Source organism: Stenotrophomonas sp. YAU14D1_LEIMI4_1, from assembly GCF_003086815.1.
Lineage (GTDB): Bacteria > Pseudomonadota > Gammaproteobacteria > Xanthomonadales > Xanthomonadaceae > Stenotrophomonas.
The window spans coordinates 978,047-993,403 of sequence record NZ_CP025997.1; the positions used below are offsets into that span (position 1 = coordinate 978,047).

Here is a 15,357-nt window from a genome sequence, read left to right on the forward strand (position 1 = left end):
GTGAACGAAACGGAACCCTCCTCCCCCCAGGACCTCTTGTTCGCATGCGCATCCTGCTTGCCCGTCACGGCGAAACGCCGTGGAACGCCGAAGGCCGCTACCAGGGCCAGATCGACATCCCGCTTTCGCCCATCGGCGAAGCCCAGGCCCAGGCTCTGGGCGCCCGTCTTGCTTCGATGGACATCACCCGTGCGGTGGCCTCGCCGCTGTCGCGCGCCCAGCTGACCGCCCAGCTTGCCCTGGGTGCCGACCGCGCCGGCATGCTGCAGACCGAACCGGATCTGCAGGAAATCGCCCACGGTGAGTGGGAAGGCCTGCTGGCCAGCGAGATCAACGAAAAAGACCCGTCGCGCCTGAAGGCCTGGCGCGAGGAACCCGATACCGTGCTGATGCCGGGCGGCGAATCGCTGCGCCTGGTGCTGGAGCGCAGCTGGCGTGGCCTGGCCCGTGCCGCTGAAGGCCTGGGCGAGCACGACACCCTGCTGGTGGTCGCCCACGACGCAGTGAACCGGGTGATCCTGTGCAAGGTGCTGGGCCTGCCGATTTCCCGCCTGTGGACCTTCCGCCAGGCGCCGACCACCCTGAACCTGCTCGAAGGCGCCGACCTGGACAGCCTGGAAGTGGTGCGCCTGAACGATTGCGCCCACCACACGCCGTTCTTCGGCGAAGCCAAGCACCGCGCGCTGTAAATCCTTCCAACGAACCACCTGCTGCTGCTGGAACCCTTGCCGTGACGAACACCCCGACCACCCTGGCCGACTGGCTGGACTACATTGAACGCCAGCACCCGGCGAGCATCGACATGGGCCTGGAGCGCGTGCGCAGCGTGGCCGCGGCGATGGGCCTGGGCGCACCGGCCGGGCGCACCATCGTGGTCGGTGGCACCAACGGCAAGGGTTCCACCGTCGCCTTCATCGAAGCCATCGCCCGCGCCGCCGGCTGGAAGGTCGGCGCCTACACCTCGCCGCACCTGCTGCGCTACAACGAGCGCGTGCGCATCGATGGCCAGGACGTGGACGACGCGGCGCTGGTGGCGGCGTTCAACGCGGTGGAAGCAGCGCGCGGGCAGACCACCCTGACCTATTTCGAGTACGGCACGCTGGCCGCGCTGCACCTGTTTGCGGCGGCCGGGCTGGATCTGGCCGTGCTGGAAGTGGGGCTGGGCGGTCGCCTGGACGCGGTGAACATCGTCGATGCCGATGTGTCGGTGATCACCACCGTGGATATCGACCACGCCGAATGGCTGGGCGAGGACCGCGAAGCCATCGGGGCCGAGAAGGCCGGCATCATCCGTGGCTGGAAGCCGGTGATCCTGGGCGAGACCGATCCGCCGTCCAGCGTGCTGGCCCGTGCCTACCTGCTGGGTGCCAATGCCATCCGCGGTGGCAGCGACTACTTCTACGAACCGATCGATGCGCAGCGCTGGCGCTGGCGCGATGTCGGCACCCGCCTGGAGCTGCCGACCCCGGCGCTGGCCGGCCCGATCCAGCTGGCCAATGCCGGCGCGGCGATCGCCGCCCTGCGCGCGCTGGACAAGCCGGTGCCGCGCGCGGCCTGGGCCGAAGGCGTGGCCGCCGCGCGCATTGCCGGCCGCCTGCAGGCATTCGAGCGTGATGGCGTGCAGATCCGGGTGGATGTGGGCCACAACCCGCAGGCCGCCGGGCAGCTGGCGCGCGCGCTGAAGGCCGAAGTCGTGCCTGGCCGCACCCTGGCGGTGTACGCCGCGCTGCAGGACAAGGACGCGGTGGGCGTGGTGAACGCGCTGCAGGACGTGGTGACGCAGTGGACCCTGGCCGGCCTGGACGGCGCCCGTGGGCAGAGCGCGCAGCAGCTGCAGACGCGCCTGGCCGACACCGGCGCGGCAGTGGACGCTCTGGCCGACAGCGTCGAGCAGGCCCTGCAGCAGGTGCTGGCGCAGGCGCAGCGCGGCGATCGCGTGCTGGTGTTCGGCTCGTTCCACACCGCGGCACAGGCGCTGGCGTGGCTGCAGGCCTCGGCCTGATCCGCGTTCAGCCGACGCCGACGCCGTTTCCCCCGGCACCCGTATAATCGACCCAACTTCCGCCTGTCGCCTGCCTCACGTGGATACACCCCTGAAACAGCGTTTGATTGGCGCCATCGTCCTGGTGGCCTTGGCCGTGATCTTCCTGCCGATGCTGGTCAAGGGGCCGGCCCCGGACAGCGGTGTGGCCAATGTGCCGATCACCGCGCCCGATGCGCCGGGCGATGGCCAGTTCGAAACCCGTGAGCTGCCGCTGGTGGCCCCGGCAGGCGGTGCCACCGGCCTGCAGAGTGGCCAGGCCCGTGCGCTGGACGAAGCGGCCGCACCGGCCACCCCGCCCACCGTGGACACCTCGCCGGCCATTGCCGCCGGCAACTACGCGGTCACCTTCGGCGCCTACGCCAGCCAGGCCGACGCCGAGGCGGTGATCGCCTACCTGAAGCGCTCGCAGCTGCCGGGCTTCTCGGATACCACCACCATCAATGGCCGCGCCGCATGGCGGGTGCGCGTGGGGCCGTATGCCGACCGTGCCCAGGCCGAAGCGGCCCGGTTGCAGGCGGTGAAGGTGCGGGCCGACGTGAAGGCCGAAGTGATCACCCTGGACGCGGCTCCGGCCGCCGCCGTTGCGGCCAGCCCGGCGGCGACCGCGCCCAGCGCCAGTACCCCGGTGGCCGCATCGTCGCCGGCCGCCACGGCCAACCCGGTGCGCAGCGAAGCCCTGCCGGCCAGCACGCCGGTGGCGGCAGCACCGAAGCCCGAAGCGCCCAAGCCGGCACCGAAGCCGGAAGCGCCGAAGCCTGAAACCCCGAAGCCGCAGCCCAAGCCTGAGGCCACGGCAGCAGCCAAGCCGGCACCGGCCACCCCGGCCGCGCCGGCGGCCAGCAGCGTCGGTTTCGCTGTGCAGCTGGGTGCCTTCGGCCAGGCCAATGACGCCAATGCCTTGCGCGACAAGGTGCGTGCGGCCGGTTTCAGCGCCTTCGTCGAGCAGGTGCGCACCGACAAGGGCACCCTGCACCGGGTGCGTGTGGGGCCCGTGGCCAACCGCGCCGATGCCGACCAGTTGAAGGCCCAGGTGGCCGCCAAGGTCGGCGTGGCCGGCATGGTGCGCCCGCACCCATGACCTGTCCGCCGCCTCGTTGCCAGCGCCGCCGAAGGAGCGGGGCGCCATGATCGACGTGGTGCTGCTGATCGTGATCGCCGCCTCCACCCTGCTGGGGTTGCTGCGCGGCTTTGTGAGCATCGTCATCGGCACGGTGTCGTGGCTGGTGGCGGCCTGGGCGGCCTTCGCCTTCGGCAATGATGCCGCCCGCTGGTGGGCGGCCCCGGCCGCCCCCGGCGGCGAACACTTCGTCGGCGGCTACCTGGGCGTCGGCATCGGCGTGATGATCGTGGTGGCCGTGATCGGCATGGTCATCAAGCACATCGTCCACCGCAACATGCTGGGCAGCCTGGACCGCCTGCTGGGCGGGGTGCTGGGCGCCGTGCGCGGCGGCCTGATCGCCGCCATCCTGCTGCTGCTGGGCAGCTTCACCCCATTGGCCGCCGAACGGTCGTGGCAGGCCTCAGCCATCCGCCCGGTGCTGAACCCGGCGGTGGCCTGGATGAACAGCAAACTGCCGCACTGGCAGGTGCCCGGTGCCGATCTGCTGCCCAAGGCCTTGCCGATGGACGCTTTGTCCCCATCTGCGTTGATGGAACTGGGCAAGAGCGCCGGCGCCGATTTGGGCAAGCCGGGCGCGACAGGCGATAATGGCATCCTCAACCAGGTGGTGGCGGGCAGCGGATGGCTGCGGCCCGCGAAAGCGGAACAGGGCGAAGCATACGATCCGGCCGAAGTGCGCCCGGATGCCCCTGCACTGCCGGGCAACATCGAGCCGGACGATCCGGCCAACGTCGACCGCAGGCGCGGCGACCACTAAAGGCCAGGCACGGCCACCTTCCTTGTAACTGGGCACTGCCCAGCGGAGACCTCGCACCATGTGTGGCATCGTCGGAATCGTCGGCAACCAGAACGTCGCCGGGCAGTTGTATGACGGCTTGACCGTCCTCCAGCACCGTGGCCAGGACGCGGCAGGCATCGCCACCGCCAGCGGCAGCCGCCTGCGGGTGCAGAAGGCCACCGGCTTGGTCCGCGATGTGTTCGATGCGCGCACCATGTCCACCCTGGAAGGCAGCGTCGGCATTGCGCATGTGCGCTACCCGACCGCCGGTTCGGAAGGCATGGACGAGGCGCAGCCGTTCTACGTCAACTCGCCCTACGGCATCGCGCTGGCCCACAACGGCAACCTGATCAACACCGAAGCCCTGCGCCAGCAGGTGTTCGAGCAGGACCGCCGCAACGTCAACACCGATTCGGACAGCGAAGTGCTGCTGAACGTGTTCGCCTACGAACTGGAGCAGCAGCGCCAGCTGAGCCCGGAAGCGGCGATCCGTGCAGTGGCCGGCGTGCACCGCCGCTGCAAGGGCGGCTACGCCGTGGTCAGCGTGGTGCTGGGCCTGGGCCTGGTCGCCTTCCGCGATCCGCACGGCATCCGCCCGCTGGTGCTGGGCAAGCGCAGCCACGCCGAAGGCGATGAGTACATCGTGGCCTCCGAATCGGCGGCGCTGGACATCCTCGGTTTCCAGCGCGTGCGCGACGTGCAGCCGGGCGAAGCGCTGGTGATCACCGCGCGCGGCGAGCTGTTCTCGGAAATCTGTGCAGAGCCGGCCGAGCACACCCCGTGCATCTTCGAGTACGTGTACTTTGCACGCCCCGATTCGATGATCGACAACGTGTCGGTGCACAAGGCGCGCATGCGCATGGGCATCAAGCTGGGCGAGAAGATCCTGCGCCTGCGCCCGGACCACGACATCGACACCATCATTCCGATTCCCGATACCTCGCGTGATGCCGCGCTGGAAATTTCCAACGTGCTGGGCGTGAAGTACCGCGAAGGCTTCATCAAGAACCGCTACGTCGGCCGCACCTTCATCATGCCGGGGCAGGGCGAGCGGGTGAAATCGGTGCGCCGCAAGCTGAACCCGATCCACCTGGAATTCCGCAACCGCGTGGTGCTGCTGGTGGATGATTCCATCGTGCGCGGCACCACCAGCCAGCAGATCGTGCAGATGGCGCGCGACGCCGGTGCCCGCAAGGTCTACCTGGCCAGCGCCGCACCGCCGGTGCGCTTCCCCAACATCTACGGCATCGACATGCCGGCCGCCGAAGAGCTGGTGGCGCACAACCGCAGCGTGGAAGAGATCGAGGCGCACCTGGGCTGCGACTGGCTGATCTACCAGGACATCGAAGACATGGAAGCGGCGGTGCGCGAAGGTAACGCCGCACTGCAGAACTTCGATTCGTCGTGCTTCAACGGGCATTACCCCACCGGTATCGAGCCGGGCTATTTCGAGCGCATCCAGCAGTTGCGTTCGGACGATGCCAAGCACAAGCGCCGCGCCTGAGTCGCAGCCGGTGGTTGACGTGCCCGATGCCGGCGGTGACCTGCTGCGCGCCGCGCAGCAGTGTCTGGACGAAGCCGATCCGCTGCGCAAGGTGGCACTGACCCAGGCGTACGCAGCGGCCTTCCGCAGCGGACGCCTGAAGGTGCCGGCCGATGTGCCGCCGCCCGAGCCGATCCGCATGCCCGGGCGGCCGCCGCAGCTGCGGCTGGTGCATCCGCGCGAAGTGCCGCGGCGCGGGTTGGGTGGCGTGGAAGGGCGGGCTGCCTTCATCCACGCCATCGCCCATATCGAACTGAACGCCATCGACCTGGCCTGGGATGCGGTCTACCGCTTCCGTGGCCTGCCTGCGGCCTTCCATGCCGACTGGGTCAGTTGCGCCGACGACGAATCGCGCCACTTCATGCTGCTGCGCGAACGCCTGTTGGCGCATGGCCATGATTACGCCGATTTCCCTGCGCATAACGGTCTGTGGGAAATGTGCGAGAAGACCGCCCACGACGGCCTGGCACGCATGGCGCTGGTGCCGCGCGTGCTGGAAGCGCGTGGCCTGGACGTGACGCCGGGCATGATCGAGAAGCTGCGCAACGTCGGCGATGCTGCTACCGCTGATGTCCTGGAAGTGATCCTGCGCGAGGAAGTGGCCCATGTGGCCGCCGGTTCGCGCTGGTACCGCTGGTACTGTGATCGCGCCGGTGTCGAGCCGCGCGCGCGCTTCAAGGCATTGCTGCAGGAGTTCGCCGGCGGTTACCTGCATGGGCCGTTCAATCTGGAAGCGCGGCTGCTGGCCGGTTTCGATGAAGACGAGCTGGCCAACCTGGTGGAACAGGCCGGCTGAGCCGCAGGGCAGGGCATCCATCTACGCATGCATCGGTAGATCCACGCCATGCGTGGATGGCCGCGCGCTGATGCGCTGTGCCAAGCAAGCTTGGCACCTACCAGAAGCGGGTTCGCGCAGTAGATCCACGCCATGCGTGGATGGGCCTCACGCGTTGGGCAGCACCACCCGCCGGCCATCCACCGTTGGCCGGTTGATGTAGAACAACCCCGGCCCCGGCCGGTACGGCAGCTCGCTCACCCCCGCATCGGCGGCGAAGGTCAGCGCGGTATCGCCCAGTGCATCGAAGTTCCAGTGCGCCGACTGCATCAGGTAACGGCGTCGCAGCAGGGCTTCCTGGGTTGGCGTCAGGGTCTGCCCCGCCAGCAGCCGGCGCGCGATCGGCTGCAGCGGCGCTGGCAGCTCCCAGCCCGGCACCTGCGCCGCATCTGCGCTCCACTGCACGCCGGCTTCAGCGGCGCGCTGCTGCATCACCTGCAGGGCGATCAGCTGGTAGCGCCAGTCGATGCGCCGGCGCAGCACCACCGCGGCGGTCACGTGCAGTACCGGCGCCAGCATCACGCTGCGGCTGCCGGCGCGGCGCTGCTGCTGCCACTGGTGCCACACATCCACCCATACTTCCTTTTCCGTCGCCCCCAGCTGCTGGCGCCAGCGCTCTGCATCGGCCTGCGCTTCGGCGTAGACCGTGGTGGCCTGCAGCATCGCCAGCGTGGGGGTCTGGTAATCGTCCACCGGCGCCCGCCGCAGCGGCTGCCGGCGCGGTCGACCCAGCAGCTTCGGGCCTTCTTCCAGCTGGTCGTAGCCGCCGCCGATGTTGGCGTGCACGCCCGGCAGGGCGATTTCCTCGTGGGTCGGTGCAACCGTGGTCAAGGCGTAGTGCTGGCGATGCTCGTCGCGCGCACTCAGTTGCACCACACGCTCGGCAATGCCCGCCGGCAGGGCGATGCGCGGCTGCTCGTCGGCGCGCCGGCCGCTGACCGCCACCACGGTGTCGAACAACCCGACGAAACGCAGTGCAGGGCGCGGCAGGGCGAAGTCGGCGGCGCAGGGCAACCCGGCGCCCTGCAGGCGCAGGCGCCACTGGTTGGCATCCCAGCCACGCAGTTGATTGGCCAGGTCGCGCGCGGCCGCGGCCCCGCGCGAAAAGCCGAACAGATCGACCTGCACCCCGTGCAGCGGCTGCTGCCAGTGCGCCGTCAGCGCCGAAAGCGCAGCCGGCAGCAGCTCGTGCAGTGCGCGCTGCACCTTGGCGCGCACACCGCTGGCGCCAATGCCGAAGGCCAGGCCGATCAGATCATCCTCGGCATCGTCGCGGGTTCCCACCCCTTCCACGTAGATCGCCAGCGACGGTTCGGCCAGCGGCGCACGACGGCTGTCCGGGTACAGCTGGTGCAGCCGCGCGATGTTGGTGGTGCCGTTGTCGTAGCTGCTGGTCAGCCGGCTCTGATAGGTCGAATCGTCGTCGGCACGCAGCAGGGCAGGGCGCGGTTGCGGTGGCTGCGGCCGCCCGCGCGCCAGGTTGTGCGCGTTGTTGCGGGTGCCATCGAAGAACAGGCCCAGGTGCAGCACGGCGCCCTGCGCACTGCCCCCGTTGCGGGTCTGACCTGCAGCCATGTGCATCCCCTGTGGTGGTCATGTCACGGCGGTGCGAAGGCCGTGTATGGGCGCAGTGTACAGCGGCTCTTGACCTGCCTGAACACTGCCGCTGGCCGTCACAGATCCGCATGCCGACCGGCTTCAAGGCTTGTATTCACGGGGGCTGCGCAGGCCATATGGCCACACCCGGCACCCGGGTCGTGCTGCATCAACGCTGTCTACTTCACTCCAAGGAGCGACAAGATGATGTCCAGATACATCGGTCAAGCGGCAGGTGGTGTGTTGTTGGGGCTGTGCGTGGTAGCGGCCGCGCAGGCGGCGCCGCTGTTCGAACCGGTCACCGTGCTCAGCCGGGCCTCGGCCAGCAGTGAACCGCAGCTGGGGCGGCTGCTGTCAGCACCGTCCACCGCAACGGTGCAGGAAGTGCGGGTGGATGCGGCGGCCACCGCGCAGTCGCAGCTGGAATTCGAACTGCTGGGGCAGCAGGTGCAGGCCACGCGCAGCCGGGTCGAGGCGCTGGCCGACGGTGGCAGCGTCTGGTACGGGCAGATCCGCAGCCCGTCCGATCGCCTGCAGAAGGCGGGCGCCACACTGCCGGATGATCCGGCGAATTCGGTCATCCTGGTGCGGTCGGGCAACACGCTCACCGGTTCCATCCGCAAGGACGGCACGCTGTACCGGCTGCGTCCATTGGGCGATCGGCACGTGCTGGTGGAAGTGGATGAATCGCGCATGCCCGCCGATCATCCGGCCGATTACAACCAGCTGCCGAAAATCAGCATGCCGGCCAATGATCGTGTCGGTATCGCGCAGGCGTCATCGGGCAGTCCGGCCACGATCCGCGTGCTGGTGGTAGCCACCAATGCGGCGGTGTCCGCCTACGGTGGCAACATGCAATCGCTGGTGCAGCTGGCGGTGGCCGAATCCAACCAGGGCTATACCAACAGCAACGTGGGCATCACCCTGCAGCTGGCCGGGTACGAAACCACCAGTTACACCGAGTCCGGCAATTTCAGCACCGACCTGGCCCGCTTCCGCAGCACCAGCGACGGCTACATGGACAGCATCCACACCAGCCGCAACACCACCGCGGCCGATGTCGGCGTGCTGCTGATCAACAACAGCAGCTATTGCGGGCTGGCCTCGGGCATCGGCTCCACCGCGTCCACCGCGTTTGCGGCGGTGTATTGGGACTGCGCGACCGGCTACTACTCGTTTGCCCACGAAATCGGCCACCTGCAGAGTGCGCGGCATGACATCGCCACCGATCCCAGTACCTCGCCGTATGCCTACGGCCATGGCTACCGCTATGAGCCGGCCAGTGGTTCGCGCTGGCGCACGATCATGGCCTATGCCTGCTCGGCCGGCTGCCCGCGGCTGAACTTCTGGTCCAACCCGAACATCAGCTACAACGGTGTGCCGATGGGCATTGCCAGCAGCGCCGACAACCAGCGCGTGCTGGTGAACACCAAGGCCACCATCGCCGGCTTCCGTTGACGCGCGGAACACGAATACCGGTCAGGGTTGGCCTCTACGGTAGAGGCCAACCTGCGGAGGTACCTGCGGAACGAAAACGCCGACCAAGGTCGGCGTCTATCGTTATTCGCGCTGCAGCGATTGCAGCTGCCAGCCGTCGGCATCCACGCGCAGCACCGAGCCCTGTTCGTACCAGTCGCCCAGCACGATGCGGGTGCAGCTGCGGCCACCGGCCTGCAGGCTGTGGATGGCCGGGCGATGGGTGTGCCCGTGGATCATCGTATCCACGCCATGCCGTGCGAAGGTGGCTTCCACCTCGGCCGGGGCCACGTCGGTCACCGTTTCAAACTGTGCCCGGTCGCCCTGCTTCATTTCCGACTGGCGGGCCTGGCTGGCATCGCGTGCCTTCTGCGCGAACGCAATGCGCGCTGCCAGCGGCTGCGCCAGGAACTGCGCCTGGAACACCGGATCGCGGGTCTGCGCGCGGAACTGCTGGTAGGGAATGTCATCGGTGCACAGCAGGTCGCCGTGCTGCAGCATCACCGCGCGGCCGTACAGGTCGATCACGCAGGGGTCGGGCAGGATGCGCAGGCCGGCGCGGCGCGCATAGTCTTCGCCCAGCAGGAAATCGCGGTTGCCGCGCATGAAGTAGATCGGCACGCCGCTGTCGGACAGCGTCTTCAGTGCGTCGGCCACGGCCTCGGCCACCGGCGAGGGCGTGTCATCGCCGATCCAGGCTTCGAACAGATCGCCCAGGATGTACAGCGCATCGGCGCCGGGCACATCCTCGCGCAGGAAGCGCAGGAACAGGTCGGTGATGGCTGGACGGCTGGGGTCCAGGTGCAGATCGGAAATGAACAACGTGGTCATGTGGGCATTCTAGGGCATCATCCGCCGGGCATGGCCCGGCGCTACCGCTGGCGCGGCGCGATGGCCGGCGGATTAGCCGCCGATCACACCGGCAGCGGCAGCCAGGCCAGGCTGGCCCATGCCAGCAACGTGGCGATGCCCGTCGCGGCCAATACATCGCTGGGGTAGTGCAGGCCCAGTACCACCCGCGACAGCCCCACGCCCAGGGTGAACGGCACCAGCAGCGGTGCCAGCCACGGGTAGTAGGCCAGCGCCACGATGGTGAACGACACCGCATGCAGGGTGTGCCCCGACGGGAAGCTGAACTCGTCCAGCGGCGCCACCCAGGCGCGGATGCGCAGGTCGGCTGCATACGGGCGCGGGCGCCGGGTCCAGCGCTTCAGCCCCTTGTACAGCAGCAGCGCGGCCAGCCCGGTGGCGGCCATGTGTACCGACGCACGCAGGCCGTCGAAGCCGTCCACCAGCACCAGCGCGCCCATCAGCAGGTACCAGAAAACGCCGTCGCCCAGACGGCTGATCACCGCGAACAGGCGGCGCACCCGCCGCCGCCGGCAATAGTGGTTGGCGCGGCGGCACAGCCGTGCTTCGCGCCCGGCCAGCGATTCAAGCGGCGTGGTGCGCATGGCCGTTCCTCCGCGCCTGTGCCAGTTCGGCCAGCAGCGATTCGAACTCGGCCACCACCTGCTGCGGGTGCAGGCGCTTCATCGCGCGGGCGGCATTGCTGCCCAGCTCGCGGCGCAGGGCGTCATCGCTGGCCAGCTGCACGGCGGCCTCCACGAACTGCGCATCGTCGTCCACGGCCGCGCCGTTTTCGCCGTTGCGCAGGTATTCGCGCGCGGCACCGTAATCGAAGGCCACCGTGGCCAGGCCGCTGGCCATGCTTTCCAGAGTCACGTTGCCGAACGTCTCGCTGCGGCTGGGGAACAGGAACAGATCGCCGCTGGCGAAATGGCGGGCCAACGCGTCGCCGCGCTGGATGCCGCAGAAAATGAAATCGGGATTGTCGTGGGCCAGTTTTTCGCGCGCCGGGCCATCGCCCACGAACACGAAGCGTGCCTTCGGTCGTACATGCTGCAGGCGGCGGAAGGCCTTCACCGCCAGCCCCAGGTTCTTTTCGGCGGCGATGCGGCCCACGTACAGGGCCACCAGTCCGTTGCCGTCCACGCCCCATTCCTCGCGTAGCGCAGGATCGCGCCGGGCCGGGTCGAACTGCTGGCTGTCCACCGCGCGCGCCAGCAGGCGCACGCGCTCGAAGCCCTGCTCGCCCAGGAATTGCAGCAGCTCGCGGGTCGGTACCAGGGTGGCGTCGGCCTGGTTGTGGAAGCGGCGCATCCAGCGCATGGCCGCCGACTGCAGCCACGCTACGCCGTAGTCGGGCAGGTATTCGTCGAACCGGGTGTGGAAGCCGGTGGCCACCGGAATGCCCAGCCGCCGTGCGGTGCGCAGCGCCGACCAGCCCAGTGGGCCTTCGGTGGCGATGTAGATGGCTTCAGGGCGGTGCTGCTGCCAGTGCCGGCCCAAGCGGATGGGGGCGGGCAGGCCGAAGCGCAGGCCGGGGTAGCGGGGCAGGGCCGCCCCCGGTACCAGCAGGGTGCCCGGCGCGGCTTCCAGCGCTTCGTTGGCCTGGCGTGGGCGGATCAGATCGACCTCATGGCCGGCGGCGCGCAATCCCTGCTCCAGGCTCTGCACAGTCAGTGCAACGCCGTTGACCTCCGGCGGATAGGTCTCGGTGACGATGGCATGGCGCATGGCGGGCCTCCGGTTTTCCGGCATGCTCGGCGCTGGCGATGTAGCCGTTGTGACCGTAATGCGACCGCCCGATGACGGTGCCCGGGCCTGCCGCACGCAGAAAAAAACCACGGCCCCGAAGGGCCGTGGTCGTGTCAGGTCATGACGGCAGCGCGGTGGATCAGAAGCGCTGCTGGTACTTCAGGTAGACGAAGCGACCGATGTCGTAGCCACCGTAGTAGGAGAACACCGAGTTCGGCTTGGTGTACATGTTCGGGCCGTACTTCTCGAACACGTTGTTGGCACCGACCGAAACAGTGGCATCCCACGGCAGGTTGTAGCGGAACTGCACGTCGTGGAAGGTGACCGAACCACGCTCGTTGTAGTTGCGCGAACCCGAGAACCACGGGGCACGGACGCCCGGATCGGAGCACTCATCCGGATGCGTGACCGCATTCAGGCAGGTCTCCTTCACGCCGGAGTAGTAACGGGCGGTCCAGCTGACACCGAAGTCGCCCTTGTCCCAACCAACGGTCAGGTTCGAACGCACGCGGAAGCCGCTGGTGGAGTTGGTGGAGATGCCGTTGACCGGGGTCGGCACCACGGTCGGGTCGTTGGTCGAACGGAAGATGTTCGAGCTGACATAGGTGGTCGACCACTGGGTGCTGAAGGTGCCCAGCGTGTCGGTGTCCAGACGGTGGGTCAGTTCCATGTCGTAACCTTCGGTTTCCAGGAAACCGGCGTTACGGTTGCCGTAGGTCAGCTTGTTGACGATGCCCAGCACCGGATCACGGGTGAACTGCGTGCAGCGCGAATCGATGCCCTGCTCGTAGCAGTCGATCAGGATCTGGTTCGGGCTGTCGGCCACGATGGTGTTGTCGATGCGGATCTTCCACCAGTCCAGCGACACGTTGAAGTTCCGGATGAAGCTGGGGCTCCAGACCAGACCCAGGGTCTTGCTCTTGGAGGTTTCCGGCTGCAGCAGCGGATTGGAGCCGTTGGTGAACGGCACCGGGGTCTGGTCGGTGCTGCTGGTGATCGGCACGTTGCCCTGCTTCAGCTGACGGTAGGTGTCGGCGTTGGCGATGTCGCGGGCGCAGCGTGCGCGCACGGCGGCACTGTCCTTGGACGGGCCGTAGACGGTATCGCAGGGATCGGCATAGCCGGTGGTGAAGGTTTCCGAACCACCGCCGTACAGGTCGTTGATGGTCGGGGCGCGGAAGCCTTCAGCCCAGGTGCCGCGCACCATCAGCTGTTCGATCGGGCGCCACTTGAAGCCGAACTTGCTGTTGAGCGTGTTGCCGAAGGTGTCGTAGTCCGAGAAGCGGGTGGCCGCGTTCAGGGTCAGCTCCTGCGCGCCCGGCAGGCCGGCCAGGATCGGCGCGTTCAACTCCAGGTAGGCTTCCTTCACCTTGTAGCCGCCACCGGTCGGGCCAGCGGCCAGGTTGGTGGTGGCACCGGTCTGGGCCAGCGCATCGGGAATGAACTCACCGGTTTCCTTGCGGTGTTCAACGCCGAAGGCGAAGCCCAGGTCGCCGCCCGGCAGGGTCAGGATGCTGCCGGCGATGGTGGCGAAGAAGTTCTTGCCCACGGTCTTGCCGGAGGAATCTTCAGCCGGCATCAGGTAGTCGATCAGGGCCTGGTTGCCGGTCAGGCCATACGGGTTCACCACGCCGGCAGCGACCAGCGGGTTCCAGACCATGCAGTTGGCGATCGGCGCGGCGGCGCTGCCGCACTCCACCTTGCCGGTGGCGGCGTTGTAGTACGACGGGCCGACGGCGTTCTTCACGCGTTCCTTGTGCAGGTTGCCGGTGGCGTGCTGGCGCAGTTCGTTCTTGTTGTACTGGTAGCCCACTTCCCAGTCGAAGTAGCGCTCGCCGATGTTGAAGGTGCCATCGAAGGCCGCCACGGCGCGGTAGGTCTTCAGCGCACTGTCGCTGACGCGCGGCACTTCCCAGGTGCGGTGGTTCCAGGCCACGGCGGTCGGGGTGGCATAGCCGTTCTTGCGGCCGAACGGGTTGAAGTAGCTGTCGATCGACATCGAGCCGATGCCGGCGGTGGACGACTGCAGCGGGTAGCCGGCGATCTGGCGGCTCGATTCGCGCTTGTTGTAGCCCAGCTGGGTGCTGAAGTGCACGTTGTCGGTGATGTTCAGGCGACCATCGACGAACACCGAATCACGCTTCAGCGGATAGTTCAGGTGCATCTGTTCGTTGGTGTTGCTGACATCGCCGTCCGGTGCGTTGGCATTGGTGATGTGGTAATTGGCCGGGTTCAGCGGGTCGGCGCCGCGGTTCAACGAGTAGCTGCAGGTTGCGGTGGCGCAGCCCGGACCCTTCAGGCCGGTGATCTGGCCCCACTGGCTGACCGTGGTCCACGCTTCGGTCGGGTGGCGCGAGGTATTGCCGAAGGCGCTGAAATCGCGGTCCTTGGCCCACACCGCCTTTTCTTCCGAATGCTCGGCCGACAGGGTGATCGAGCCGCGGTCGTTGGCCCAGCCGGCCACCACGTCGAAGCGGTCACGGGCGCCGTCGCCCTGGCTGTACTGGCCGTGGTAGACGTTGGCGGTCACGCCGGTGGCGTTGTGGCGGGTGATGATGTTGACCACGCCGGCCATGGCGTCCGAACCATAGATGGCCGAGGCGCCGTCCTTCAGCACTTCAATACGCTCCACCGCCGACACCGGCAGGCTCGACACGTCCTGGTAACCGGAGGTGCTGATGCCCAGGCGCTTGCCGTTCACCAGCACCAGGGTGCGCTGCGCGCCCAGGTTGCGCATGTCGATGTAGGTGCCGCCCGCGTTTTCACCGGCGCTGAGCACGTTGGCGCGGCTGATCGCCGGGCTGCCCATGGCGGTGACGTTCTGCAGGATGTCGGCCACCGAGCTGAAGCCCTGGCGTTCGATGTCCTTGCGCGAGATCGCCAGCACCGGGTTGGCGTTTTCCACGTCAACCTGGCGGATGCGCGAACCGGTGATCTCGATGCGGTCGAGGGTGGTGGGGGCGCCGTCCTGGGCCAGGGCAGGCAGCGCGATGGTCGCGGTGCCGACAATCAGGGCGTGGCGGATCGCCTGGCCCAGCACGGTGGAGCGTGAAGTCATCGAGTCTCTCTCTCTCTCGTTGAGTCTGCAGATGCAGGCCAAAAGGGCCTGCGAAAGCCGGATTCGCCTGTTGGGACTGAGCCGGTGACTTCGATTTATTCTCGTTCGTTAACCGTCTGTAAAGAGGGTGTTGCAAAATGTGTCGCAGTTTTTCGCGTGTCGTTCACGCAAATTGAACAAAAGCAAGGGCTTACCGTCATGACGAAGGTCACGGGTCAGGCTCGAATCAGATACCTGAATCCGCATTCAGCTAGTGAACTGCGCAAAACGCAACGAACAACGGCCCGCTGAGGGGCCGTTGTCGGG

At 67.8% G+C, this 15,357-nt stretch carries 12 protein-coding genes; 7 read left to right on the forward strand and 5 right to left on the reverse strand.

The annotated features are described in order from the left end of the window. Positions 1–44: 44 nt before the first annotated feature. From C1932_RS04380 to C1932_RS04405, 6 genes are all read left to right on the forward strand, one after another. Positions 45–689, forward strand: coding sequence for a histidine phosphatase family protein (locus tag C1932_RS04380; protein ID WP_108761336.1), 645 nt, complete (start codon positions 45–47; stop codon positions 687–689). A gap of 41 nt (positions 690–730) precedes the next feature. Then, positions 731–2,002, forward strand: a complete 1,272-nt coding sequence (gene folC, locus C1932_RS04385; protein WP_108761337.1) for a bifunctional tetrahydrofolate synthase/dihydrofolate synthase — start codon at positions 731–733, stop codon at positions 2,000–2,002. Positions 2,003–2,081: 79 nt separating this feature from the next. Then, on the forward strand, positions 2,082–3,122 hold the full coding sequence (locus C1932_RS04390) for an SPOR domain-containing protein (RefSeq protein WP_108761338.1): 1,041 nt from the start codon (positions 2,082–2,084) through the stop codon (positions 3,120–3,122). Positions 3,123–3,168: 46 nt separating this feature from the next. Continuing rightward, the gene (locus C1932_RS04395) at positions 3,169–3,921 is read left to right on the forward strand and encodes a CvpA family protein (RefSeq protein ID WP_233614963.1); all 753 of its coding nucleotides are present in this window, start codon (positions 3,169–3,171) and stop codon (positions 3,919–3,921) included. A 58-nt stretch (positions 3,922–3,979) separates the two neighbouring features. Beyond that, positions 3,980–5,446, forward strand: coding sequence for an amidophosphoribosyltransferase (gene purF, locus C1932_RS04400; RefSeq protein ID WP_108752299.1), 1,467 nt, complete (start codon positions 3,980–3,982; stop codon positions 5,444–5,446). A 10-nt stretch (positions 5,447–5,456) separates the two neighbouring features. Further along, a complete protein-coding gene (locus C1932_RS04405) occupies positions 5,457–6,281 on the forward strand; it encodes a ferritin-like domain-containing protein (protein WP_108761339.1) in 825 nt (274 codons plus the stop codon). 147 nt (positions 6,282–6,428) lie between these two features. Here C1932_RS04405 and C1932_RS04410 read toward each other — a convergent pair whose 3' ends face one another. Next, positions 6,429–7,895: a DUF2235 domain-containing protein gene (locus tag C1932_RS04410; protein WP_108763352.1), complete on the reverse strand. Its 1,467-nt coding sequence runs from the start codon at positions 7,893–7,895 to the stop codon at positions 6,429–6,431. A gap of 225 nt (positions 7,896–8,120) precedes the next feature. Here C1932_RS04410 and C1932_RS04415 point away from each other — a divergent pair, with 225 nt between their 5' ends. Beyond that, complete coding sequence (locus C1932_RS04415) at positions 8,121–9,374, forward strand: zinc-dependent metalloprotease (protein WP_108761340.1); 1,254 nt, start codon at positions 8,121–8,123, stop codon at positions 9,372–9,374. A 102-nt stretch (positions 9,375–9,476) separates the two neighbouring features. Here the strand turns inward: C1932_RS04415 and lpxH are convergent, their stop codons facing one another. From lpxH to C1932_RS04435, 4 genes are all read right to left on the reverse strand, one after another. Continuing rightward, positions 9,477–10,223 carry a UDP-2,3-diacylglucosamine diphosphatase gene (lpxH, locus tag C1932_RS04420; RefSeq protein WP_108761341.1) on the reverse strand — a complete coding sequence of 249 codons (747 nt, stop codon included), beginning with the start codon at positions 10,221–10,223 and terminating at the stop codon, positions 9,477–9,479. A gap of 83 nt (positions 10,224–10,306) precedes the next feature. Continuing rightward, positions 10,307–10,846, reverse strand: coding sequence for a phosphatase PAP2 family protein (locus tag C1932_RS04425; RefSeq protein ID WP_108752303.1), 540 nt, complete (start codon positions 10,844–10,846; stop codon positions 10,307–10,309). Continuing rightward, positions 10,827–11,972, reverse strand: coding sequence for a glycosyltransferase family 1 protein (locus C1932_RS04430; RefSeq protein ID WP_108761342.1), 1,146 nt, complete (start codon positions 11,970–11,972; stop codon positions 10,827–10,829). Before C1932_RS04430 ends, C1932_RS04425 begins: the two co-directional genes overlap by 20 nt. Positions 11,973–12,132: 160 nt before the next feature. Next, a complete protein-coding gene (locus C1932_RS04435) occupies positions 12,133–15,051 on the reverse strand; it encodes a TonB-dependent receptor (RefSeq protein WP_108761343.1) in 2,919 nt (972 codons plus the stop codon). Between the last annotated feature and the right edge of the window lie 306 nt (positions 15,052–15,357).

Bases quoted from the DNA above. Each gene is read 5' to 3' on its own strand.
- C1932_RS04380 (WP_108761336.1), top strand. From the start codon at position 45: ATGCGCATCCTGCTTGCCCGTCACGGCGAAACGCCGTGGAACGCCGAA.
- C1932_RS04395 (WP_233614963.1), top strand. From the start codon at position 3,169: ATGATCGACGTGGTGCTGCTGATCGTGATCGCCGCCTCCACCCTGCTG.
- purF (WP_108752299.1), top strand. From the start codon at position 3,980: ATGTGTGGCATCGTCGGAATCGTCGGCAACCAGAACGTCGCCGGGCAG.
- C1932_RS04410 (WP_108763352.1), bottom strand. From the start codon at position 7,895: ATGGCTGCAGGTCAGACCCGCAACGGGGGCAGTGCGCAGGGCGCCGTG.
- C1932_RS04415 (WP_108761340.1), top strand. From the start codon at position 8,121: ATGATGTCCAGATACATCGGTCAAGCGGCAGGTGGTGTGTTGTTGGGG.
- lpxH (WP_108761341.1), bottom strand. From the start codon at position 10,223: ATGACCACGTTGTTCATTTCCGATCTGCACCTGGACCCCAGCCGTCCA.
- C1932_RS04425 (WP_108752303.1), bottom strand. From the start codon at position 10,846: ATGCGCACCACGCCGCTTGAATCGCTGGCCGGGCGCGAAGCACGGCTG.
- C1932_RS04430 (WP_108761342.1), bottom strand. From the start codon at position 11,972: ATGCGCCATGCCATCGTCACCGAGACCTATCCGCCGGAGGTCAACGGC.
- C1932_RS04435 (WP_108761343.1), bottom strand. From the start codon at position 15,051: ATGACTTCACGCTCCACCGTGCTGGGCCAGGCGATCCGCCACGCCCTG.